This is a genomic window from Streptomyces sp. DSM 40868 (assembly GCF_011820545.1).
GTDB lineage: Bacteria > Actinomycetota > Actinomycetes > Streptomycetales > Streptomycetaceae > Streptomyces > Streptomyces eurythermus.
On record NZ_CP050504.1, the window covers coordinates 478,376 to 501,287 of the forward strand.

The window sequence follows — 22,912 nt, forward strand, 5'->3', positions numbered from 1 at the left end:
CTGCGGGTGGGTCGTACGGCGGCACCGCTCACGTCACGAAGAAGATCCCGGCGTCGGCGATCGCTGGTGTGTACTCGGCGAGCCGCGCCCTGAGCGCGTCCTCCCGCTGGGGGCGGTACAGGTCGTGGAACGCGCCGAGTTCGCCGCCGTCGTCGGCGCCGCGCCGGATCTGTTCGGGGCCCTGGTCGGCCAATTGGCCGTACCAGGGTGTGCCGTAGCGAGTGGACACGAACAACGGCCGTACGGTTTCCGCCTGTTCGGCGCCGATGAGGTCGGGCTGGCAGCGATGGCGGCGCGGGGTGCGCGAGCCGGGCGGGACGTAGCAGTGGCGCAGACAGCCGATGCCGCGCCGGGCCACGTGCAGCCGGCCGGTGAACACGGAGTTCTCCGCGAACTCGACGGCGTGTGTGTGCACTTCCCCGATGACGGTGGTGCGGCGCAGGTGCAGCACGGCGTGGGCGTGGCGGCAGTCGGGGGCGGACAGGGCCGCGCGGTCGTCGCCGGTGGCGTCCAGGACGCTGTCGTACAGCTGGATGTCGAGGGGGTCCTGGCTCACCTCGTCGCCGATGACCTCGATGGTGCCGAGGATGCTGTGCTCGATCCGGAGGCAGGCGGTGGTGTGTTCGAGGACGACGCTGGGTTCGTCGGGTGAGTGCGGCGCGCACTCGGGCTCCAGCGACCAGCCGGGCACGAGCGTGGAGTGCCGGATGACGACGGCGCCTACGGGGCCGGTGACGTTGATGCCGCGCCCGGTGACGAGGAGTCCGTCCAGGACGATGCGCGGCCGTTCGTGCGGGGCGCAGTCGGATTCCACGGCGCGGATGTTGAGGGCGTCGGGGCGGTTGCTGTACCAGTCGAGGAGCCGGATCACCGGCCGGGTGCCCTCGGCGGCGCGCAGTTCGAGGCGGTCGCCGGGGTCGAGGTCGAAGTCCAGCTGTTCCTGGTAGGCGCCGCTGTGGGTGATCTCGATGATGCCGGTCCGGCCGGGGCCGCGGTGGTCCTGCCAGGCCCGGTAGGCGTCCATGATCCGCCGGTACGGCCCGCCGGGGCCGACCCGGTAGAGGTCGGCGTCGGGGCGGGCCGTACGGTCGGGGCGCTCGTACTGGCCGCCGCCCAGGTCGGCGGCGAAGGCGTGGTGGTAGTCGACCCAGACGCCCTGGCGGGGCGCGCGGCGGGCGCCGAACGCGATCCGGCCGAGCTCCGGGTCGACGGCGATCTGCCCGCGCCCGGGCCGGTAGCGCCAGTCGGACAGGTCGGCGACGACGATGTCCGCCGGCGGTACGGGGCGGTCCTCGCCGTCACGCCGGATGCACAGGCTCTTTCCGGGGCCGTAGTAGTCGGCGAGCCGGTCGTGCAGCAGCCGGCGGGTGATGAACGCGGGCACGTGGTCCACGGCGGCGATGTGCGCGGGCGAGGGTTCGGGCACCGGGCGGGTGAGCAGCGGGGTGTCGTTGCCGAGGATGGAGAAGGTGTAGAGGTTGCGGGCGCGGTCGACGCAGTAGGCCGGTGACGCGGTGAGCGCGTACGGCTTGAGCCGCCAGACGAAGAGACCGACCCCGGCCGGCGTCCAACCCCCTTGTCTCCTCGTGGAGTCGGCGCGGCGTACGTCGACGGTGCGGGACGTCGTGTCGAAGGGGCCGCCCGCGGTGGCGAGTGCCGAGCCGTCCCTGAGGTCGAGCAGCCGGCCGCGTTCGGTGCGCCGGCCGGTGCCGTGGAGCCTGACCGGCTGGGTGTGGGCCACGTGCCGGGACAGTTCCACGGCGCGGGCGGGCCAGTCGGCGACCCGGTCGGAGAGTTCCTCGAGCAGGTGCAGGGTGCCCTTGCGGCGCCGTTGGGCGACGGTGGCGGCCACGTCCCGGCGGGGGGCGACGGCCTCGGCGAGCGCCGCCCGGCCGCCGTCGTGCAGCCCGGTGGTGAGGACGTGCTCGTAGCCGGGCAGGGTGCGGTAGCCGACGAGGTCGCCGAGGTAGGGCAGCACCCAGGGCGCGGCGGTCTCCACGAACAGGTCCTCGTAGCCCTGGCGCACGCCGTCGCGGACCCGGTCCAGTTGTTCGGCGATGACGGCGAGCAGGGCCCGCAGCGGTTCGCCCTCCTCCGCGTCGCGCAACCGGTGCCGGCGGGGCAGCAGTTCGGCGAGTTCGTCGGGGTGCCGGTCGGCCGGCGTGCGCGGTGCGGCGTCGGGGGACATCACTTGACCTCCGTCAGGATCAGGGTGTCCGCGGCCCGCGCCGACAGCATGGCGAGCTGGGCCGGGCGGATGCCGCGGAAGACGACCACCGTCCGGCCCCTGGCCAGGCGCCGGGTGTCGGTGATGTCCGGGTTGAGGCGCAGCAGTCGGCCGAGCGGGATGCCGTGGCGGGCGCAGACCGACGACAGGGTCTCGCCTTCGGTGTCGCGGACCGTGTAGGTCTGCTCGTCGTAGGCCGCCGGGTGGGCGGGGACCGTGGGCCGCGGGATGCCGGGGCCGGTGAGCAGGGCGGTGAGCCGCTCCGGGGTGGCGGAGGCGGGCACACCCGTGAAGACGTCCACGTCCATGTGGTCGATGCCGGGCACGGAGTGGGCGGTGGCGAGCACCTCGGAGAGGCGGGCGGGCCGGCCGAGTTCCCGTCCCTCGTAGCCGAGGCGGCGCAGCAGCGCCTGGCGCAGCCGGGGTTCGACGGTGTCCCAGACGTGGTCCGGGGCGAGTTTCACCTTGGCGGCGATCAGCAGCAGGACGAGTTCGCGCGCGTCGACGCGTACCGGCAGGCCGGGGTCGCCGTACTCGGTCAGGGCGCGGCGCAGCGGCCGGAGGTTGTCGTCGGCGAGCGGCACGTCGTCGGTGCCGGCGACCGTCACATGGAGCACGCGCCGCCGTCCGTCGAACAGTTCGCGGGCGGCGGCCCGGCCGATGCCGGCCCGGGAGCGGGCGAAGTCCTCGTAGTCGGCCGGGGAGACCAGCCGGTCCAGGGCGGAGACGGCGAGCGGGATCGTACGTCGGGTCAGGCCCGGCCCGTCCGCGTCCGAACCGCCGGTCGCCGGGAGCGGATTGGTGACCGCGGTGACGCCGAGCGGGCGGGTGAGCGGCTGGGTGATCCGTTCGGCGGGGACGTCGGCGGCCTTGCCGGTGCCGAAGCGGTAGCGGGCGCGCACGTTCTCGTGCCCGCCGGGCAGCCGGGCGCCGTGGACGCCGTCGCCGAAGGTGATGGTGGTGCGGCCGTCGGCGGCGGTGCCGGTGATGTAGACGCGTTCGGTGGGGCCGCGTCCGGCGAGGCTGTCGACCTCGTGCCAGAGCAGGCCGTCCACGCGGATCTCCAGGACCGGGGTGGCGCCGAGCGGGTTGTCGGCGGCGAGCCAGGTCAGCGGGGACTGCCAGAGGGCGAAGGTCTGGTTGACGCGGTCGGAGTCGCCGCTGCCGATGGCCTCCTCGCGGCTCTCGCCGTGGGTGGCCTCGACGACATTGCCGAGGACGCGCACGCTCGCCCGGTCGTAGCGGTGGACCAGGTTCGTGGTCAGGGTGAGGCGGGTGTGGACGTGGTCCCCGGGGAGGTGGGGGTCGATGGCGGGGTCGGCGGCGGCGATGGTGACCACCTCGCTCGCGGTGACCCCGCGCGCGCCGGGTACGTCGGTGCGTTCGCCACTCACGACGAGGGTGCGGCCGGGCCGTAACCCGTCGTAGAGCTCGGCGAGTTCGATCTCGTTGCCGTGTACGTCCTCGTCGAGCGGTTCGCCGGCCGGGCGCAGCGGCTCGCCCGCCGCGTGCACGGTGGTGTCGCGGATGTGGGAGAGCAGGACGTCGTACTCGTCCAGCCAGGGGTCGGCCAGGGTGAGTTCGGTGCCGCGACCGGTGATGCCGTAGTCGGAGTACGCCGCCGTCCGGACGGCGGCCACCTGGGTGGTGACGAAGGCGAGTGCGGCGTCGCCGGGGACGCCCGTGCCCTTGGCCGGGCGCTCGATCGCCACCCAGCTGCCGACGGTGACGGTGTCGTGGACGCTGTCCAGTCGCAGGATGCGGCGGTTGAGGGGGTCGGGCTCGCTCGCGATGACGATCTCGACGTTCGGTGCGGTGCTGCCGACCGTGTAGCTGGCGCTCACCTGGTACGCGCCGTGGGTGAACTGCCTGCTGCCGCCGGGTTCCAGGGAGAACTGTTCGGTGGTGCCGTCGGTCAGGGCGATGTGTACGGTGCCGTCGTCCTCGGGCCGGGAGACGAACAGGCTGCCCTCGGGCAGGCCGGCGTGCAGGCGGGCGGTGACACCGGGTTCGCCGTCGGCGGCCGGGCGGATCGGCTGCCGGTCGCGGGCGGCCCGTGTGGACAGGTCGACCCGGCCGGGTCCCAGCGTGAAGGTGACCGGCTGGGTGACGGGCAGGTTCTCGGCGCGCTGGTCGGAGCTGCCGCCCTCGACGTACTGGAACTCGGCGCGTACCGGCGTCTTGCCCGTGGGGTCGTACACCACGCGCATGCTCGCCAGCGCGCCACCGGTCAGCGGCCAGTCGGCGGTGCGGATGACGCGGCCGCGGGCGTCCTGGACGGGTTTGAGGGGGGCGTTCGCGCCGAAGGGTGCGGCGGTGACGCGCATCGCGAGGAGGGCGCGCAGCAGTGGGCCGGTGGCCGGGGTGGTGGCGGTGCGCCAGGCCGGGTAGAGGCCGGCCAGGTCCGGGTGGAGGGCGGTCAGCAGGTGGGCGGTGTCGGTGCCGGGGCGATGGGTGCGGGTTTCCGGCCGGGGCGCGGGGGCCGTGGTGCGCAGGGCGGGGAGGAGCGTGTTCAGAGCATGGAGGGCGGCTTCGCGGGGGTCGGGCCGGACGTCGTGCTGTGCGGTGGCGAGGACGCTCGCCCGCTCCCCCGTGTCGTCGCCCCGGGTGGCTGGCCGGGCGGGTGCCAGCGCCAGCGCCCGCCCGGCCAGTTCCGCGAGGACCGCCGCCAGCTGGGCGAACCACGCCGCGACGTCCTCGTACGGCTCCGCCAGGACCTCGGCCTCGCGCAGGCGGGCCACCGGCTCGCCGAGGCGGGTGGCGAGCCGCTCCGGGGTGCCGATGGTGTCCAGGTCGGTGCGCAGGGGGGCGAGGACCTGGTCGTCGAAGTCCTCGATCAGACGGCTGACCGGGCGCGGGTTGGGCACCTCGGGGGTCGGCGGCTCGTCACCGGGTTCACCGGGGGTGGCCGGTTCGGCGGTCCAGCGGCGCACCTCGGCCACCAGTTCCCGCAGCGTGGGCGGGGCGGACTGGGGCAGAGTGAGCGCGGTGATCTCTTCCCCGGGGTCGGTGCGGACGCCGGCGATCGTGATCAACTTCCGTACTCCGCCCGCCTGTTCGCCGAAGACGAAGAGGAGCTTGTCGCCGGTCCGCAGGGAGGCGGCCGTGCCCTCCACGAACAGTTCGGAGCGGCGGGCGAGGTCGTCGGGGGTGAGGAGGGAGGGCCGGCGGCGCCGTACCGTCAGTTCGTTCCAGTCCCAGCGGGCGGTGAGGTCCCGGCAGGTCTCGAAGGTCAGCGACCGCTCGTCGGCGGAGGCGGGCACGCTGTGGCTGCGGGCCCCGCGCGGGATGGGCACCGGCAGGGTCTCGGCGCGCGGGTCGCGTTCGAGGGTGTACGCGAGATGGGTGGTGGCGGCCACTCCGGGGCGCGGCCGGTGCCCGACGAGCCGGCCCAGCAGGACCAGGGAGCGGTGTTCGCGGGCGGTGCGGAGGTAGGCCTCGTCGGCGATCCGCTCGGAGTGGAAGGTGAGCAGGTCGCCGAGGACGGCGGCGGCGTCGAGGAGTCCCACGGCCGGGTCGTCGGGGGTGCGTACGGTGAGCCGGCCGAGGGCCGGGTACGCGGGTGAGGCGAGCCGGTCGAGGAGGGCGGCGAGGAAGGTGCCGTACTCGCCGACGCGGTAGTCGAGGGCGGTGCGGCCGGGCGGGTTGTGGAGGGGGGCGGGCGCGTGGCGCTCGTCGTGGCCGCCGCACGCACCGCCGCAGGAGCAGGGGCGGTTCATCGGGCTCCTCCCAGGGTGATCTCCAGCCGGCCCTGTTCGGGCCGGTCGGGGTCGTTGTCGCAGGTGGCGATCTCCAGCGGGCCGAGCCGCAGCACGCCGTCCTCCCGCTCGCCCCGGTCCGGTTCGAACAGCCGTCGCAGCCGGGTCACTTCTACGCTTTCCACGCCGGGGACGGCCGCGGCGACGGCGACCAGACGGCTGAGCCGTACGGGCTCGCCGAAGGTCAGGGCGTCGGGGTGGAAGAAGCCGAGCCGGCCGCCGGGCAGCCGGCCGCGGCCGAGGACGCGGTACAGGTCGGCGAGGATCCGCCCGTGCTGGTGACCGGGCAGGGCGCACACCCGCAGCGCGATGTCGACCGGCACCAGCCGGGCGGGGCCGACCACCAGGTCGTGACCGATGCGCCGGTATGTCTCCAGGGCCTGGGCCACCGTGTCGAGCAGGCGCGGCGACGGGGTGCCGCCGTACGCGTCGACGGCGATGTGGGCCTCCTGCGCGCTGCCGGTCCAGCGGAGGTCGGCGGCGGCCCGCTGGACGCCGGGCACGGTGGAGGCGAGCGCCGCGTAGTCGGCGGCGGTGACGGCGCGCAGCCGGGTGCGGCGCAGCTCAAGAGGTGCCAACTGGCGTACCTGTTCCAGGGGTTCGGGCTCGGTACCGCCGGTGGCCGGCAGCGGGTTGCGGACAGTGGCGGCGGGTACCGGCTCGCCGGGCTCGCCCGCCGCCACGACGAGATGGTTGATGGCCTCCGCGCCCACGTTGCCCGCGCTGCCGCCGCCGAGGCGGTAGCGCACGGTCAGGCGGGTTCCCGGGTCCGGCCGGGCGCCGTGCCGTCCGTCGCCGAAGCGCAGGGCGAGCCGTCCGTCGTCCTCCGGTTCGCCGACGAAGTGCCGGTCGCGGGGCGCGCTGTCGAGCAGGTCGCGGCGCGGCTCCCACACCGCCTCGCCGTCGGTGAGGCGTACGGCGGGCAGGGCGCGGCGCGGGTCCTGGGCGAGCGCGGCGCCGGCCGGGCCGTGCAGCACCGGCTCGTCGGGGTGGAGTCCGATGGCGTACGACGGGCCCCAGCTGTGCGCGATCTCCCAGGCGATGTGGGCGTCGAGGACGGTACCGGCACGGGCCCGCGCGGTGAGGACGGCGACGCGCCGCCGCTTGGCGTCGAGCAACTCGTCACCGCGGTGCAGCAGTTCGCGCAGGGCGCGGACGGGGTGGCGGCGCAGTTCCAGCCGTTCCAGCAGCTTCAGGCCGAAGAGCACGGCGAGTTCGGTGATCTCGTCCTCGGCTAGTCCGTCGGCGTCGCGGGCGCTGCGCCACAGCTCGGTCAGCCGGTGCCGGGCCCGGTCCGGGACGGCGGCGATCCGCTCGGCCTGCGCGGCGGCGACCGCCGCCGGGTCGGGGAACGGTACGGCCTGGGTGACGGGAGCGTGGCCGAGGACGGGGCGGAGCCTCGGTCGGATGCCGGGGTAGACGCTCTGGGCGAGCAGCGTCCGCAGGGCCGCGGCCTGCCCGTACGCCGTACCGGGCACCACGTGCTCGTGGCGTTGTCCGGTTCCTTCCAGACCGATGCCGGCGCGCCGGACGGCCCGCTCCCCCACGACGTCGAACAGTTCGCGGACGTCGTCGGGGCGCAGCGCCCGGCCGCTTTCAGTGCGGTCCGTCAGCGAGGCGATGAGCCGTGCCGGTGCGTTGCCCCGGGTATGGTCCGCGCAGCCGGGGCCGGGCGGGCCGCAGGACGCCACGACGGCCGGGTCCGGCGGCACGGTGACCGTCTCGACGGTGCCGGTGCGGCCGTGGTCCACGAGGACGGCGTTGCCGCGGGCGAGGGTGACGTCCGCGACGGGCAGGCAGTCTCGTCCGCCCCGGGTGGTCAGGCACAACGGGACGCGCAGGGCGTCCTCGGTGGCCCAGGTGACCTCCAGCACCGGCTGGTCCTCGACCCGGTCCAGGCCGGGGGTGACGGAGGTGAGGCGGACGGCCTGCCGGTGGGCGGGGTCGGCGTCGCCCGGGGTGCCGGTGCGCGGGCCCTTGACCTCCTCCAGGATCAGCACGTCACCCGGTTTCAGGGCGAGCCTGCGCTCCCGGCACGTCGCGGGGTCCGCCCACTCGTCGCGCAGGGTGGCGGCGGTGGCTCCCGCGGGCAGCACGGACACCTCGCCGCCCCAGGTCCACAACCGGATCGCGTTGTGCGCGACCCGCAGTTCCAGCGGTTCTGTGGCGAGGACGGGTTCGAAGACCTCCACGGAGCCGCGCTCGTCCAGGTCGCCGAGGTCGTTGTCGTCGATGACCGTACCGGGTCCGGGGCGGTCGTGCGGGTCGAGGGTGCGTACGTCGACCGCGGCGAAGCGGTAGGTGCCGGGCGCCAGGGTGCGGTCGGCGGCGGTCTCGACGGTCACGTAGGTGCGGGCGTTGCAGCCGTCGTGCATCGCGTAGTCGATGAGCCGGACGTGCCGGCGTACGGAGACGCGGCGGCGGGCGGTGTCGAGGTAGGCCTCGGTGGCGACGGCGTCCTGCTGGTAGCTGATCTGGTCGCCGGTGTAGGCGAGCAGTTCCACCAGGGTGGTGCCCAGGTCGGCGGGGTTGCGCTCGGCCCAGTCGGGGGTGGTCAGCGTGAGCCGGTCGAGCAGGAGCCTGCGCAGGGAGTCGTAGTCGCGGGCCGTGTAGTCGGTCACGGGCGCGGCCGGGAGGGCGGCGTCGTCCTCGCCCGCGTCCGCGCAGTCGAAGGGGCTCGGGCAGTCGGGCCAGAAACCGAAGTCCGCGCCGGCGTACCGCTGGTCGAAGCCGTGGTACGGCTCGGTGCCCGGCCTGCCGTAGGGGTCGGCCTCCACCAGCGACAGCCGGTAGCGGGAGGTGTCACCGGCCCGGTCGAGGGTGACGTAGAGCCGGTCGTCCAGCTCGGGGTCCTCCTCGCGTTCGACGCTGACGTCCACGGCGGTGAGGCCGGTGACGCGCCGGCCGCCGTCGATGCGGACGTTCTCCGGGCCGAGGCCGCCGGGCGCCTTGCCGAGGAAGGTGACGGTGAGCAGCAGCCCGTCGTCGCCGACCTCGACGGTGTCGATCCCGTTGAGGTGGGCGGCACGCACCTTGGCCCGCCGGGTGGCGCCCGTGCTCATGCCGCCCTCCCCTCGAAGAGGTCCTCCTGGAGGGTGCCCGTGGCGCGGACCAGGTAGGACAGTCGGACGCGTACGGTGTCGTCGCCGGCGGCGATGTCGAGGGAGACCACCTCGATCAGGTCGCCCAGCCAGCGCTGGAGGGCGGCCTGGACGGAGAGTTCGAGGGTGCTGACCAGTTCGGGGCCGGCCGGTGCGAAGACCAGGTCGAGCAGTCCGCAGCCGAAGTCGGGGCGCATGACGCGCTCGCCGGGGCTGGTGAACAGCAGCTGTTCGATGAGGTCGTGGACGTGCTCGGCGGGGCGCGCGTGCGCGGTGCGGCCGCGGCGGTCGGCGTGGAAGGGGAACGCGATGTCGCTGCGCGGGCGGGTGTGCGGGCTCGGCGGTCTCATCGGACGGTGACCTTTCGCTGCGCGGCCTGGACGACGGGTGGTCCCTGCGGGACGAGGGCCGCGCTGAGGCACTGGGCGGCACAGGTGTCGAGCAGCACGGGCGCGCCGTCGACGGTGACGCCGGTGCCGGCGGCGGTCCAGCGGACGGACACGCACGGCGAGGGCACGCCGTCCACGGTGTGCGGGCAGCCGGTGACGACGTAGGCGTGGGCGGTCGTGGCCACGGTGACGCCGTCGACGCGGACGCCGCCGGAGGGTGTGGTGGCGGGTGCGGCCCGGCCGCCGTGCGGGCAGCCGATCACGGTGCCCGCGTGGAGCAGACTCCCGGACAACTCTCTTCCCCCGTTTGTCTATCGCTGGGACTGGGCGGTCAACTGCCCTTGGTTGATGGTGACTTCGCGGCCGCGCAAGGTGATCTCGGCGCCCGCGCCGGTGGCGATGACCACGGCTTCCTTGGTGATGCGGATGTAGGCGCCGCCCTGGGCCTGCAGGAGGATTCCCTGTTCGGTGCCGGCCGTGTCGTTGAGGACGATCTTGTGGTCGCCCGGGGTCTGTACGACGACGGGTTTGCTCGCCGCGTTCGCCCGCAGCTCGCGCCGGGCGTCGGGCGGCAGTTCACTCGCGTCGCCGTACCAGCAGCCGGTCCACACCGGGAAGCTGGGGTCCCCCTGTTCGAACTCCACCCAGACTCCGGCGCCGGGCGGCGGCACCACGAACTGTCCGGACCCGGGCCCGGTGAAGGGCAGGCAGGGCAGCGCCCAGGTGGACGGCTCGTCGCCGAGGACGTCCGGGACCTCGGCCGTGATCCGGCCGATCCGCAACGGGTCGTCGTTGCTGACCACCCGGCCGCGGAACTTGCCGAGGTAGCGATTGCTGGGTGCCGCCATGGTCGGGGTGCTCTCCTCGTCGGTGGGTCGGGGGGGTCACGGCCGGACGGTGTCGCCGCGTGCTTCCAGGCCCTCCCGGGAGAGGGTGAAGTTCTGCTGGAAGGAGCCCGGGCGGAGGTTGTGGGTGACGGATTTGACGAAGTAGTCGCCGTCGTACGCCCGTCCGGCGCCGCGGACGCCGACGAGCCGGCGTGGCTGGAGGAGGTAGCCGTGCCGGCTGACGTCGAGCGAACCGGAGCCGGAGACGACGTCGGCGGAGACGGCGGCACGGGCGAGGAGTTCGGCCTCGGCCTGCTCGCGCTGCTGTTTGGCGGTGCCGGAGAGGGTCTTGCGTTTGAGCGCGGGAGTGGGGCGGCGGCCGAGCGGCGGGCGCAGGGGGCTGACCGGCGGCTGGGGCAGCAGGGTGGCCTGGCGGGTGCCGGGGTCCTGCCAGCGCGCCTGGGGCTCCTCGCGGGCGGTGCCGTCGTAGGCGAACGTCAGCTGGTCCACGGTGGACAGGGCGTCCATGTTGACGTTGAGGGCGTGCTGGCGCAGTCCGATCCGTACCTCGGGGCCCCAGCGGGCCGAGGAATAGCCGGGGTCGGGGCCGGGCTCCAGGTAGAAGGTGTAGCCGTTGGCGCGGGCCAGTTCGGTGACGTACTGCAGGTCGGTGCCGGTTTGGTAGTGGACGCGGAGGTCCTGGTGCGGGGGCTGGGCGATCTTCTCCTGGTAGACGTCGGGGCGGATGCCGTAGTCGGAGTACCGGCGCAGGATCGCCAGTACCCGCTGGGACGGCGGCAGGTTGGGGTAGCGCGCGGTGCGTTCCTCCAGGTCCATCAGGAGCGTCAGGTCCTCCCCGGTGACGGTCAGGGTGGAGTGGCCGGGGAGGTTGCTGGCGCCGACCTCCTGGCGGACGATCAGCCCGTCGAAGAGCACTTCCGGGGTGCCGCGGACGCTGACGGTGAGGATGACGCGGGTCTTCGGGTCGAAGAAGCCCTCGGGCAGCAGCCGTCTGCTGAGGAGACCGTTCTTCGTGAGGTCGAAGGCGAACTGGAACCCGCTTCGCTCCCCCGCCGTGGTCGTGATCTGCGCGGACAGCAGCGCCTCGGCGACCTCCAGGGGGACCGGGCGGGCGAGCTTGGGTCCCATGAGGAGCTGGATGTGGACGGGGCCGTGCCCCACGGGCTGTTCAGACACGCCGCTCCCCCCGTGGGAACCCGCCGGCGAGCGGAATGCCGATGACCCGCCCCGGCTCGTCCGTCAACTCCCTCGGGTCCAGTACGGGGTTGGCGTCGGCGATCCGCCACCACTGGCCGGGGTCGCCGAGGAAGCGCTGCCCGAGGAGGTCGGGCCGCTCGCCGGCGCCGACGATGTGCGGCTCGGTCTCCTCGTCCAGCGGCGGCAGCAACCGCCGCTTGGTGTAACGGACTTCGGTGCCGTCGGCGCGCCGGTGGACACCGATCTCGGCGTCGTGGTACCGGCTGGTGCGCGGGTAGGGGTGGGCGCCCGGGATCGAGTGCAGCGCGCTCTCGTACGGCTCGGTCTCGGCCATGTCGTCCCTCATCCCCTTCCGGTCACGAGGCCGGCGCCGCCGAGGCCCGGCGCGCCTGGGCCACCGCCGCGCGCGGCGGCCGCGAGCCGCTCCTTCTGCGCCAGGTGGGCCATGTACAGATCCGCGCCCCTGTGTCCGGCCGGCAGGTCGCTGACGGTCAGGATCTTCATCCCGATGCTCAGCGAGGCCCGGATCGGGTTGAGGCGCACGTCGAACGCCGACTCGTTGACGGAGAGTTCGGTGAGCCGCACCGGCATCACCCGCTTGCTCCCCCAGGTGAACAGTGTCAACGGCATCTCGATCGGGCTGATCTCGATACTGCCCTTCTGCGTCAGCCTGGTCGCGGCGCGTAATTGCGCGGTGGTCGGCTGCACCAGCATCTCCAGCACGGCGAGCTGCGGATGGATCCCGTCCGGCGCGGCGATCTCCAGCTGATCGGTGGCGTCGATCTCGGCGGTGAACTTCCACGTCTCCTGCGCGGGCCCCTTCAACCGCAACGCCTCGTTCCGGTCCCCACTGCCGGTCCCCCCACCACCGGCGTCCCCGCTGTCCCCGGCGGACTGGGGCGCGATGCTGCGTTCCAGGGTGTCGGGGTTGAACTGGAGGACGATGACGCGTTGCGGCGTGCCGCGATCGGGGTCGACCACGACGAGGCCGGAGCGGATGGGTTTGGGGATGTCGGGGTAGCGGGTCATCCTTCGCCCTCCTCGCCCGCCACATACTCGAGCGCCATCGACCACCAGTTTTCGGGCCGTTCGAATGAGATGGGGTTCAGACTCCTCAAGTGATGCGAAAGCTTCTCGAACTCACCCGCCGCGTCTCCTGATCCCATCGCGCGGCTTTGATGGAGATCGATCAGATAGAGAAACTCAACGAATTCCTCGAGGTCCCGATTGACTACTTCGGCGCGAGGTGTCCCTCGCAACTGTGCCAACGTGACGAACCCTTCGCGCGCATCCACCGAAAACCGGAATCCTGGATCTCCGGGCGGCCCTCCGATGATGACCTCACGATGGCTGCCGCCATCCGGAAGGGGGATGTCGATCACCTCCAGGAAAGCCGGGCCTCCTTCGACCAGCGCGGAAAAGAAAGGTGGACTGTACCGAGGAATCCCCGTCTCCCCCAGAACGCGCGCATCCACCGAGCGAAGACCGAGGCGGTCGATCTCCACCTCGGACGGCCTCACTAGATTCCCCTCACCGTATAGTTCCGCCATTTGCTGATGCGTGATCATCTTCCCGCTTCCCCTGAAACCGACTTCCAGTTCACATCGATAACGATCACCGTACCGGCCGGCACGGTAACGTTATTGATCTTGAGTTCATTCGTGAGGTCTGTCCCCATCTCCCTGTTCGTCTGCTTGTCGAGCAGGTAGAAGTTCTTGTAATCATCCAGGCCACCGAGCTGCAGATCGACCACGTGATCCACGTCCATGTTGTCGATCCGTTTGTCGATGCGCCGCTTCAATTCCATGCTGTCGGTACTGGCACGGGCGCGGAGACGCACCATTTTCTTGAAATGAAAAGTCATCGCACCGAGCCGCCTGGCATCCTGCTGCGCCTGCAGGTGATCCACGAGCTTCTCCTTGCGGCCGAAGATGCTGTGATAGGAAGGAGACGCCTCCCTTCTGAACGTGGTCGCGTTCTCGCTGGCGCGCTTGATGGCCAGGGCCTTTCTGGTGAAACCTACCAGGTCGTAGTGGTGCTTCAGCTGGATCGTCGCTTCCTTCTTCCGGGCTGCCGGGTCCGGCTGCTCACCAGGCTGGCCGGACCGGAGCCGTTCCTTCTGACTCTGCCAGTACTGATCGTTCAGCAGTTCGCGATACGCGTTCCTGTACTCCTCGGTCTGGGGCGCCGGGGTCTCCGCTCTGTCCTCGTACTCTCCGTCCTCGACGTCGATATCCTGACCCAGGCCGTTTTGCACATCCCTTTCAGCCGCACGGATCCGCTGCAGCTCCGCGTTCGCAAGGTTCTTTCGCTCTTGCTTGTCCAAACGCCTGAGGAGATTTCTCATTCTGTTGATGAAATCTCTCTCGCTTTCACTTCCCTTGAACAGGAGCCAGTCTTCGAAGCTCTCGATCCCGAGGGCCGCCTCCAGACGACGCTGCCGTGCCGGATCTCCCTCCACGAGCAGACGGAGCTTCGCTCGAGTGGCCTCGGTGACGCGGGCAGACGGATTCAGTACGGCCGTGATCGAAACAGGTGCTGCAGTGCTTGTATCGAGGCTGGTCAGGCGATACCAAACGCGCAGCGCCGAGATAGCGGTTCGGAACACGAACTGCTTCACGCCTCGCTCCGTCATCCGCTCGATGCGGGGACGCAACCGTGCGACGATCTTCCGCAGCCGCTCGTCCTTCGAGTCCTTCGAGTCCTCTTCCTTCTTGCGCTGATCCTTCTTGTCCTGCTTCTTCTTGGCCGAGTCCTTCTGCTTCGGGCCTCGGCCCTCGTACTTCTCCCGTTTACGCTTCGGCCCCTTCGACTCGTGTCCAGGCCTCCGCTTCTTCCCGTCCTTGTCCCTCTCCTTCGGCGCCCGATCGCCGCCGCCCTCGTCCTGGCCCCTGGAGTCGCGCCTGGCGGCTTCCTCATCCGCGTCAGGCTTGCGCCTGCCCGGGGCGTCCCGGTCCGAGCGGTTCGGCTTGCCGGGGTCTCGGTCCGTCGGCTTGTCCGAGGTCTTGCCGTCCCTGCTCCGGGGCGCCGACGTGTCCGGCGTGTCCTGATCCGCGGTCTTGGGCCTGCTCGGGTCCCGGTGTCCGGGTTCGGGCTCGGTCCTCGGCTTCGGACGCGGTTGCGGCCCGGGTTTCGGCTTTGCGGACGGAGTGGGTTTGGTGTCCGGCTTTTCGGTGGGGTCCTTCGGGCGGCCGTTCCTGTCCTTGGCCGTGGGCTTCTCGGGCTGGTCGTCCTTGGGCCGAGGGGTCTTGGCGGCACCAGGGGTCCTGGCGTCCGAGTCTGGCTTTCGGGCGGGGGGCTGATAGTCCTTCGGCTTCTTCGGGCCCCGGCCCTCCGTCTCCTCCGCTCCCGCGCGCCCCCGCTCCCCCGGCTTGCCCGACTTGTCGTTGGTGAGTTTCGCCGCGACACCCCGCAGGCGGCGGCCCACCTTGGCGACGTACTTGCCGATCCCGCTGAGGAGGGCCTGATAGAGGACCTCCAGGAGGGCGACCACACCCGCGGCGACGGCCTTGGCGAAGAGGATGCCGGCGCCGCCCGTGCGGACGGCCTTGAGCCAGGTGAGGACCGCGTCGAGGGAGCTGAGGATGGCGCTGAGGGCGCCCCAGGCGGTGCGGATCGCGTCGATGACCGCCATCACCCAGCCGGCGCCGGGAATGAGCTTCGCGACGACCTTGGTGATCACCAACTCACCGATGATCAAGGGGAGTTGAGGAACGACCGCGTCCCAGGCCTCCTTGACGATCCGGTCGAGGGAGAAGCCGCCCCTGACGAGCTTGTCGATGATCGCCTTCGGGACGCCGATGATCTCCTGGATCTTCTCCTGGAACCATGCCTTGACGGCCGTGGACACCTCGCGGAAGAGATGGTTCTTCGCGCCGTCCACCGCGGAGTTCTTCGCGCCGCCGAGCCAGCCGCCCGGGTCGGAGAGGAAGTCGACCGCGATCATCATCCAGGCGCCGAGCGCGTTCAGGAGCTTCGAGGCGAACTCCAGGACCGCCTTCACCGCCTCGACGACCGCCTTCACCGCCGTCTGGAGCGCCTTCCTCAGGTTGTCCAGGAGGCTGCCGAGCAGCTTGCCGATGGCGTCGAGGAGGTCGGAGACGGCCTGCTTCAGCGCCTGGGCGAGCCGGTTGACCAGCGCGATCGCCGCCGCGATCAGGTCGGTGACGAACTTGCGGATCCTCGCGGCGAGTTCGATCACCGCCCGCACCATCGCCACCGCGAACTCGATCAGGTCCTTGATGAGGTTCTTGATCGCGTCGACGATGTTCTTGCGGGCCTCGTTGATCCAGCGCTCGACCGTGTCCTTGAAGTTCTTGATGAAGCCGACGACCGCGTCCCGGGCCGCCCGGATGACCCGGACGATCGCGTTCTTGATCTCGATGACCTTCTGCTTGATCCAGTCGAAGGCCTTGCTGACCCAGTTGCCGGACTCCTGGACGGCGCCGTCGCGCTTCTGGTCCGCTTCGCGTTCGGCCTTGTCGCTCTCGTCCTGGATCTTCTTGTCGCTGTCCTTCTTCTCGTGGTCGACGTCGTCGTCGGTCTTCTTCTCCTTGTCCGCGACGTCCTTGCGGACCTTGTCGTGCCGCTCGCTCTTCTTGTCGCCCAGGGACTCGAGCTGCTCGTCCTGCTCCTTGCGCCAGTCCTCCCGCTGGGCGGTGACGTCGCCCATGGCCTTCTCGCGCTCGGCGGCCTGCGCCTTGGTGTTCGCCGCGATCTCGGCGTCGACCTTCTGCCGGTGCCGGTCCTGGGCGTCACGGACGTCGCGGTCCTTGGCCTGCCGGCCCTCGGACATGCTCTTCGCGCCATCGGTGAACGCCGCCTGGAACTGCGGGCCCCGCTCGTGCTCCGCCACCTCGGAGGCCGCCTCCGGGGGTACGGCACCGGTCGCCGCGCCACCGGCGGCCGCCGCGCCCTGACCACCCCGTGCGCCGGGGACCTCGGCGGTCATCGTCTCCTTGGGCGCGTCCGGGTAGACCTGGTCCTCGCCCATCCGCCGGCCGGCGTCGTCCCGGGCGGTGCCGATCGTCTGTTGCCCCTTGGCGTCGACGTGGCCGTCCTGCTCGCCGGCGGACTGCTCGGCCGCGCCCGTCATGCCGACACCCGGAGCGTCGCCCGCGCGGGCCTGCTCGAGGGCCTCGTCCTTCGTCGGCAGCCCCGCGAACTTCGCAGCCAGCGCCTGCGGATCCACCACCGGCTTGTCGGCGCCGAAGAGGCTCGCGACCCCGTTCACGATCTTGCCGCCGATGAAGCCGAGGGCCATCTTGAAGGTGTCCCAGCCGCCGGGCTCCTCGGCCTTCTCCGCCTCGATCTGACCCTCGGGCTTCCGGGCGCCGGTGACCTCCGCGTCCTTCTGCTCCGGCGCCTGGGCTTCCTGGGGCTTGTCCTCGGAGTACTCCGCCGGGGCGTCCGTCCTCGGCTTGCCCCGCAGGGTCCGCGGGGCGCCTGCCGGGCGCTGCATCGAGGGCGGCGCGGCGGCCAGGGCCTGGTGCTCGTCGCCGACCGAGCGGTCCACCGCGCCGCCGACCCCGCCCATGGCCTGAAGTGCCTTGTGCGGCTTGAGTTTCGAGGCCGTCGCCAGGCCCGCCTCGGGGGACGCACCGGAGAGGTCGGGTACCGGCGCGCTGTCCTTCTTGCCCTTGGGCCGGGCCGGGGCGGCGCTCGCACCACCACCGCCACCCCCACCGCCACCGCCACCGCCCCGGGAGGCTCCCCCTCCCGCCGCCTCGGGCTCCGGCGCGGACTCCGGCCCGGCGGGCGATTCCGTGGCCGTCCTCGCGGGCGCCGGCGCGGCCTTCGCGGTGGGCGCGGGCCGCGGTGCCCCCGTCGCCGTGCGGGACCTCGGTGTCGTACGGGGCTCGGGGGCCGGTGTCTCGCCCGCCCCGGACGACGTGCCCGGCTCCCTGGGCCCGGCGGCGCCGGCGGGCGCGGTCGGCACGGATTCCGGGGACCCGGCGCCCTGCGCGCCCGCTGTCCGCGGTCCGGCGGCCCCGGTCGAACCGGCGCCCGCCCCCGCCTCCTCGGCCTCGGCGTCCTTCTGCGCCGACTGGCCGCCGGTCGCCTTCGGGGACTCCTTCTCCTGGCCGCCGGCCCCCTTGTCGCCCGCGGCGGCGGTGCCCTTCTCCTCCTTCGCGGCCGTCTCCCCCGCCGCTCCGCCGCCCTCGGAGGCCCCGTCGGCCCGGCCCGGTGCCTGCTGCACCGTGGTCTGCGCGGCGACCGGGCCCGCCTTGGGGTCGTCTCCGCTCTTGGGGTCACGGGTCCCGGGGGCGGGCGGGGTCGCGGTGGCCTGTTCCAGTGCGGGTCCGGACGGTCCCGCGCCGTCCGGACCGCCCTCGGTCTCCGGCGCGGACGGTCCGGGCTCGTCCTCCGGGCCAGTCGCGGCCGTCTCCTCCTCCGGGCCGTCCTGTGTCTCCTCCGCGTCCTCCGCGTCGCGCTCGGCCTGTACCTGGTCCGCCTTGGTGGGCGGCGGGGCGGGGAAGGACGGGACCGATGACGACGCGGACGCGCCGGGGTCGAGGGTGTCCGCCGTCGGTACGGCGGACACGTCGAGGTCCTGCGCCGGCAGGAAGTCCTCTGGCCGGAGTTTGACGTCCCAGGCGCTCGGCTCCCCGCCCCCGACGTCGACCTCGGACTCGCTGCCGGAGCCGAAGGGGTCTTCGTCGGTGTTCTCCTCAAGGCCGTCGACGTCCTGGGCGCGTCTGCCCTCAAGGGTGCTGAACGGCCCCGGGAGCCGGGGGTCCGTGCCCGGAGCCGGCGAGCCGGCGGGCTTCTTCTGCCCGCCCTTGTCCTGTTGCCGCAGCTGCTGTCCGGCGACGGCGGCCTCGGCCGCACCCGGGCGGTTCCGCGCCGCGGACTCCTCCTTGCTCGCGGCGGGAGTCCGCGTCTCCTCGGTCTGCTCCCGGCCCTCCTCGCCGGCCTTCCCGCTCCCTCCCCTGCCGTCCTCCCCGGCCTTCCCGCTCGCTTCCCGCTCCGCCGTCGGCGTCGTCTCCGTGTCGCTTCGCCGTCCGCCGCCCGGTGCCGCTCCGGAGACGGCGGCCGGCGCGGCCTGCTCCTGTCCGTCAGTGGACGCCGCCGTGCCCGCCGCCGGTGCCGGGCCCTGCGCCGGTCCGCGTGACCCGGGCGTCTGCTTCCGCCTCCCGTGCGGCGCGTCCCCGCCCTGGGGCGTGCTCCCGTGCTCGGGCGTACCGCCGTTCTGGGGGGTACTGCCGGCCGCGCCCTGGTCGTCGGCCCGTTCCTTCTCCGGTCCCGGTGCGATGCCCGGCCGTTCCGCCTCGGCACGCCGCTGTTCCTGTGCCCGAAGGGCCTTCTCCCGCTCGGTGCGCACCTGTTCGGCGACGTCCGGTTCGATCCCGGGCGCGTCGTGCGCGTTGACCTCCAGGTCCTGGGCGTGGTCGTCGTACGCCCCCGTCTCCTCGACGAGGTCGAGCACCCGGTCGTGCTCCGGGGCCAGCAGACGGTTCTCCAGGCGGACCAGAACGCCGTCGAGCAACTCCTCCGGAAGGAGCGCGAGTTGCTTGCGGGTGCGCCCGGACAGGTCCTCCGGGTCGCCCCGCAGGGACCGTACGACCGAGTTGGCGAGCCGGTCGAGCAGGGTCGCCGGGTCCATGGCCTCGGCCCGGCCGCGGTCGGCGTGCACGGTGGCGTAGCGGAGCCAGCCGGGTGTGGACTGGTTCTCGGTGACCCGGGGCCCGGTTTGCCCGGTCGAGGGGCGTACGAGGTCCTGGGCGGCGGACTCGGCCTCGCGTTCGATGGACTGCTGGGGCAGGCTGACGGCACCCGGTTCACGGCCCGCCCGCAAGGTGCCGAGGCCGTGCGGGTTCTGGACGGAGTGCAGCAGTTCGTGGGCGAGGAGGCGGCGGCCTTCGTCGGTGCCGGGCCGGAAGGCGCCGGCGCGGAAGAGGATGTCCTGGCCGACGGCGACGGCGTCGGCGCCGAGCAGCTCGGTGAGGCGGCCGGCGTCGCGGTCGGTGTGCAGGCGGACGCGGCCGAGGTCGTGGCCGAGCTGTTCCTCCAGCTCCCTGCGCAGGCCGGGGTCGAGGGGCTGTCCGGCGCCGCTGACGATGTTCTTCGGTTCGGGCGTGCGGGACTTGGCGGCGCGTTCCCTGCGTTTGCGCCGACGCTGCTCGGGCGTCTCCCGGGCGGCCGTGTCCTGGGCCCTGGCGGTCATGGGGTCACCTCCCCGTGGCCGCTGAGCCCTTCATGGACCGCGCGGGCCAGCTCCTGGCCGAGGCGGCGGGCCGACAGTCCGGCGGGCAGCGGGGGCAGGCCGGTGAGCGCCGTCACGGTCACTGCGCCGTTCGCCGCCAACGGCACGCCGTGCTGCCGTACGAGGCGGGCGAGTTCGCGTTCGAAGGCGGCCGAGACGTGGGCCGGGTCGGCGTGGAAGCCGTCGAGGACCAGTGCGCCGATCTCCACGCGGATCGCCGAGGGCCGCCTGTTCACACCCATCCGCGCACCTCCGCGGGGGTCAGTGAGCGCTCCAGCTTGAGGTATTCGGTGCGGGCGGCGGCGAGCATGTGCCGCATCCGCAACCGGTCGCCCTCCTCTGCGGCGAGGAACGCCCCGGACAGGGCGATGTTGCGGATGGAGCCGCCCGCGACGGTGAGCCGGGCCAGCAGCTCCGGGTCGATGTCCTTCAGCGGGGCCTGCGGCGGCAGCACGCGGCGCCAGATCTCGGCGCGTTCGTGCTCGGCGGGGAAGGGGAAGTCGACCACGAAGCGGATGCGGCGCAGGAAGGCCGTGTCGAGGGCCTGCTTCATGTTGGTGGTGAGGATGGCGAGGCCCCGATATGCCTCCATCCGCATCAGCAGATAGCTGACCTCCAGGTTGGCGTACCGGTCGTGGCTGTCCTTGACCTCGCTGCGCTTGCCGAACAGGGCGTCGGCCTCGTCGAACAGCAGCAGGGCGCCGCCGCGTTCGGCGGCGTCGAAGACGCGGCGCAGGTTCTTCTCGGTCTCGCCGATGTACTTGCTCACCACCTGGGAGAGGTCCACGACGAACAGGTCCAGGCCGAGTTCGTTGGCGATGACCTCGGCGGCGAGTGTCTTGCCCGTGCCGGAGCCGCCCGCGAACAGGGCGGTGACGCCGAGCCCCCGGCGCAGGGTGGCGGCGAATCCCCATTCCTGCAGGACGGTCGGCCGTCGGCGTACATGCGCGACGATCTCGCGGAGCACAGCGGTCTGGCGGTCGTGCAGCACGAGGTCGTGCCAGCCGGCCCGGGGTTCTGTCCGGCGGCCGAGTTCGTCCATGCCGACGCGGGCTTCCTCCAGTCCGGCGCGCCAGGCGAGTTCGGCGGCGTCCGCCTCTTCCTCGTACGGCAGTCGGTGGCCCACGGCGGCCGCGGTGGAGCGGATCACGTGCGGTGGCAGCTGGAACTGGGCGACCAGGGAGCGCAGTTCGCCGTCGGCCAGGTCGGCCACACCTGTGAAAGCGTCGGCCCAGAGGGCGAGTTGTTCGTCGTCGCCCAGGCGCGGCACGGCCACGCGGGTGCCGGGCGGACGCCCTGCGGGCAGCGGGTCCTGGCTGGAGACGACGACGGGTACGGCGGCCCCGGCGAGGAACGCCTCGGTGGCCGCGCGCTGTTCGCGGTCCAGGTCGCCGGCCTCCACCAGCAGGGCGGCGGGCAGCAGGATGGCCTCGCGCTGCCACAACCGGGCCAGCCGGTCGCGCTCGGCGGGGTCGGCCGGCAGGTCCTCGGCGCTCATCGCGTACAGCCCCAGCCCGCAGCGGGCGGCCGCGGTGGCCGCGAGCTCGGCGCGGCTGCGCGGATCGCCGCCGGTCACCTCGACCACGGGTGGCGCGTCGGGGCCTCGGCCGTCCTCCCGCCAGCCCTCGGCGAGCCGGCTCGCGGCGAGGTCGTACGACGGCGGGAGCGTGGCCGGTGGGGTGGTGCGGCGGAGTCTGCCGTGCAGCCGGGCGTCGAGGTAGGGCGAGTCGAGCAGGAAGTGCAGGACGCGTTCGTCCAGCCGGATCCGGGAGACGGTCAGCCGGGTCTCGTCCTCCAGTTCCACGATCCGCCAGCGGCGCAGCGGTGCCACGGGGGTGAGGGCGCTCCAGTGCGGTTCGCCGAGCGCGGCCAGGGCGAGGGAGAAGGTGGGGTACGCGCGCCGGGGGTCGCCCGCGGCCGCGGCGCACCGCGCGCCGGTGGTGGGGTCGAGTTCGTCGGCGGCGGTGAGCAGGACCAGGTCGCGTTCGAAGGGGGTGAGTCCGAAGAGGGCGACGAGGGCGTCGAGCGGGGTGGCGAGGGCGGAAGTCGGGGCCGGGGCGGGCTCGGGGGTGAGGGTGGTGCCAGGGCCGGCCTGTTCCTCGGTGGAGGGGCCCTGGCCGGTGCGGGCGGCGTGAGCGTCGACGCGGGCCAGGACACGCCTGATCCCGGCGGTCAGCGCGGTGCCGCCGCCCGTCGTCGGCTCCTTGTCGTCTCCCATGTGTTCACCTGCCCCCGTCGGGTTCGTCCGTGCCGGATCAGTCGTGGTCGGTGTGCTCGGTTCCGTCCGCGTCGCGGTTCCTCCCGCGCGCGGGCGGCCGTGCCGCCTTGGCCGCTCCGGACGTGCCCTTGCGGGCGCGCGCGGGCGTCTTGGCAACGGCCTTCGCGGGAGCCTTGGCGGGGGTCTTCGCCGGGCTTCTCGTCCCGGGCTCGGCCGCCTTCGCCGGCGCGGCGGCGCCCTGCGTTGCGGTCCGGCCCCCGTTCGCCGGCCGGGTGCCCGCCGCTTCTGCCCGGTCCTCCCCGGGACTGCCACCCGCTCCCGTCCCGGGCGGCACCGGCGCCCCCGGGGCGCCGTACGGCAGCACGCGTACCTCCGGCCGCTCGACCGGCTTGGCCGGCACCGGGGTCTCCTGGCCGTCGATGAAGATCAGGGATGCCTGGTAGACGACGGAGAGGGCGTAGGGGGTCTGGTAGAGCATCCCCCACAGCTTGGAGGTCTCGTCGACGTCCATCACGTTCGGTGTGAACCGCACGCGCTGCGCCGTCTCCGCGAGGTCGCTGCCCGCCAAGTAGGGCTTTTCCCCCGCGAGTTCGATGATGTCCTTGGGGAGGACCGGGATCTCGTGCAGGGTGCGCACGACCGAGCCGAGCAGCCGTTGCCCGACGAGTTCGGTCTCGTCGCCGTACGCGCTGATCACGTAGTTGAGGTCGAGTGCCGCCCGCGCCCGGCGCGTGAGCGTGCCGTCGGGGGCCCGGGTGGGCAGGTCGTCGTTGCGTCGCGAGGAGTTGGGGGTGACCTGGTAGAGGAAGACGGAGATGGTGGGTTCGGCCGGCGGCTCGGTGGGCGGCTTGCGCGGCTCCACCTTGACGGCCATGTCGATCTCCGGCTGGAGGTGGGACTCGATCAGCAGGGCGAGGGCCTGGCTGACATGGGCGATGGCGAGTGCGTTGCTCATGACGTCGGTTCCC

14 protein-coding genes are annotated in these 22,912 nt (G+C 72.8%); all 14 read right to left on the reverse strand.

The window, feature by feature from the left end; all coding sequences use genetic code 11:
- Positions 1-28 precede the first annotated feature (28 nt).
- Genes HB370_RS02225 through HB370_RS02290 form a run of 14 tightly spaced genes read right to left on the reverse strand, consistent with a single transcriptional unit; the run spans position 29 to position 22,899 of the window.
- Positions 29-2,188, reverse strand: a complete 2,160-nt coding sequence (locus tag HB370_RS02225; protein ID WP_030776708.1) for a hypothetical protein — start codon at positions 2,186-2,188, stop codon at positions 29-31.
- Positions 2,188-5,946: a putative baseplate assembly protein gene (locus HB370_RS02230; RefSeq protein WP_030776706.1), complete on the reverse strand. Its 3,759-nt coding sequence runs from the start codon at positions 5,944-5,946 to the stop codon at positions 2,188-2,190. The genes HB370_RS02225 and HB370_RS02230 overlap by 1 nt, the downstream gene beginning before the upstream one ends.
- Positions 5,943-9,047 (reverse strand): putative baseplate assembly protein, encoded by a 3,105-nt coding sequence (locus HB370_RS02235; RefSeq protein WP_030776703.1) that lies wholly within the window; start codon positions 9,045-9,047, stop codon positions 5,943-5,945. Before HB370_RS02235 ends, HB370_RS02230 begins: the two co-directional genes overlap by 4 nt.
- Positions 9,044-9,436, reverse strand: coding sequence for a GPW/gp25 family protein (locus HB370_RS02240; RefSeq protein WP_030776700.1), 393 nt, complete (start codon positions 9,434-9,436; stop codon positions 9,044-9,046). Before HB370_RS02240 ends, HB370_RS02235 begins: the two co-directional genes overlap by 4 nt.
- Complete coding sequence (locus tag HB370_RS02245) at positions 9,433-9,768, reverse strand: hypothetical protein (protein ID WP_030776698.1); 336 nt, start codon at positions 9,766-9,768, stop codon at positions 9,433-9,435. The genes HB370_RS02240 and HB370_RS02245 overlap by 4 nt, the downstream gene beginning before the upstream one ends.
- 18 nt (positions 9,769-9,786) lie before the next feature.
- A complete protein-coding gene (locus tag HB370_RS02250; RefSeq protein WP_030776696.1) occupies positions 9,787-10,323 on the reverse strand; it encodes a phage baseplate assembly protein V in 537 nt (178 codons plus the stop codon).
- A 36-nt stretch (positions 10,324-10,359) separates the two neighbouring features.
- Entirely contained in the window at positions 10,360-11,499 is a 1,140-nt protein-coding gene (locus HB370_RS02255) for a hypothetical protein (protein WP_030776693.1), read from the reverse strand.
- Positions 11,492-11,854 carry a hypothetical protein gene (locus tag HB370_RS02260; protein ID WP_030776689.1) on the reverse strand — a complete coding sequence of 121 codons (363 nt, stop codon included), beginning with the start codon at positions 11,852-11,854 and terminating at the stop codon, positions 11,492-11,494. Before HB370_RS02260 ends, HB370_RS02255 begins: the two co-directional genes overlap by 8 nt.
- Positions 11,855-11,862: 8 nt before the next feature.
- Positions 11,863-12,549, reverse strand: coding sequence for a hypothetical protein (locus tag HB370_RS02265; protein WP_030776688.1), 687 nt, complete (start codon positions 12,547-12,549; stop codon positions 11,863-11,865).
- Complete coding sequence (locus tag HB370_RS02270) at positions 12,546-13,088, reverse strand: SUKH-4 family immunity protein (protein WP_030776686.1); 543 nt, start codon at positions 13,086-13,088, stop codon at positions 12,546-12,548. The genes HB370_RS02265 and HB370_RS02270 overlap by 4 nt, the downstream gene beginning before the upstream one ends.
- A complete protein-coding gene (locus HB370_RS02275; protein ID WP_051815281.1) occupies positions 13,085-19,687 on the reverse strand; it encodes a DUF4157 domain-containing protein in 6,603 nt (2,200 codons plus the stop codon). The genes HB370_RS02270 and HB370_RS02275 overlap by 4 nt, the downstream gene beginning before the upstream one ends.
- Positions 19,684-19,968: a hypothetical protein gene (locus HB370_RS02280; protein ID WP_030776683.1), complete on the reverse strand. Its 285-nt coding sequence runs from the start codon at positions 19,966-19,968 to the stop codon at positions 19,684-19,686. The genes HB370_RS02275 and HB370_RS02280 overlap by 4 nt, the downstream gene beginning before the upstream one ends.
- Complete coding sequence (locus HB370_RS02285; protein WP_030776681.1) at positions 19,959-21,944, reverse strand: ATP-binding protein; 1,986 nt, start codon at positions 21,942-21,944, stop codon at positions 19,959-19,961. Before HB370_RS02285 ends, HB370_RS02280 begins: the two co-directional genes overlap by 10 nt.
- A gap of 37 nt (positions 21,945-21,981) precedes the next feature.
- Positions 21,982-22,899 (reverse strand): DUF4255 domain-containing protein, encoded by a 918-nt coding sequence (locus tag HB370_RS02290; RefSeq protein WP_030776680.1) that lies wholly within the window; start codon positions 22,897-22,899, stop codon positions 21,982-21,984.
- Positions 22,900-22,912: the final 13 nt, after the last annotated feature.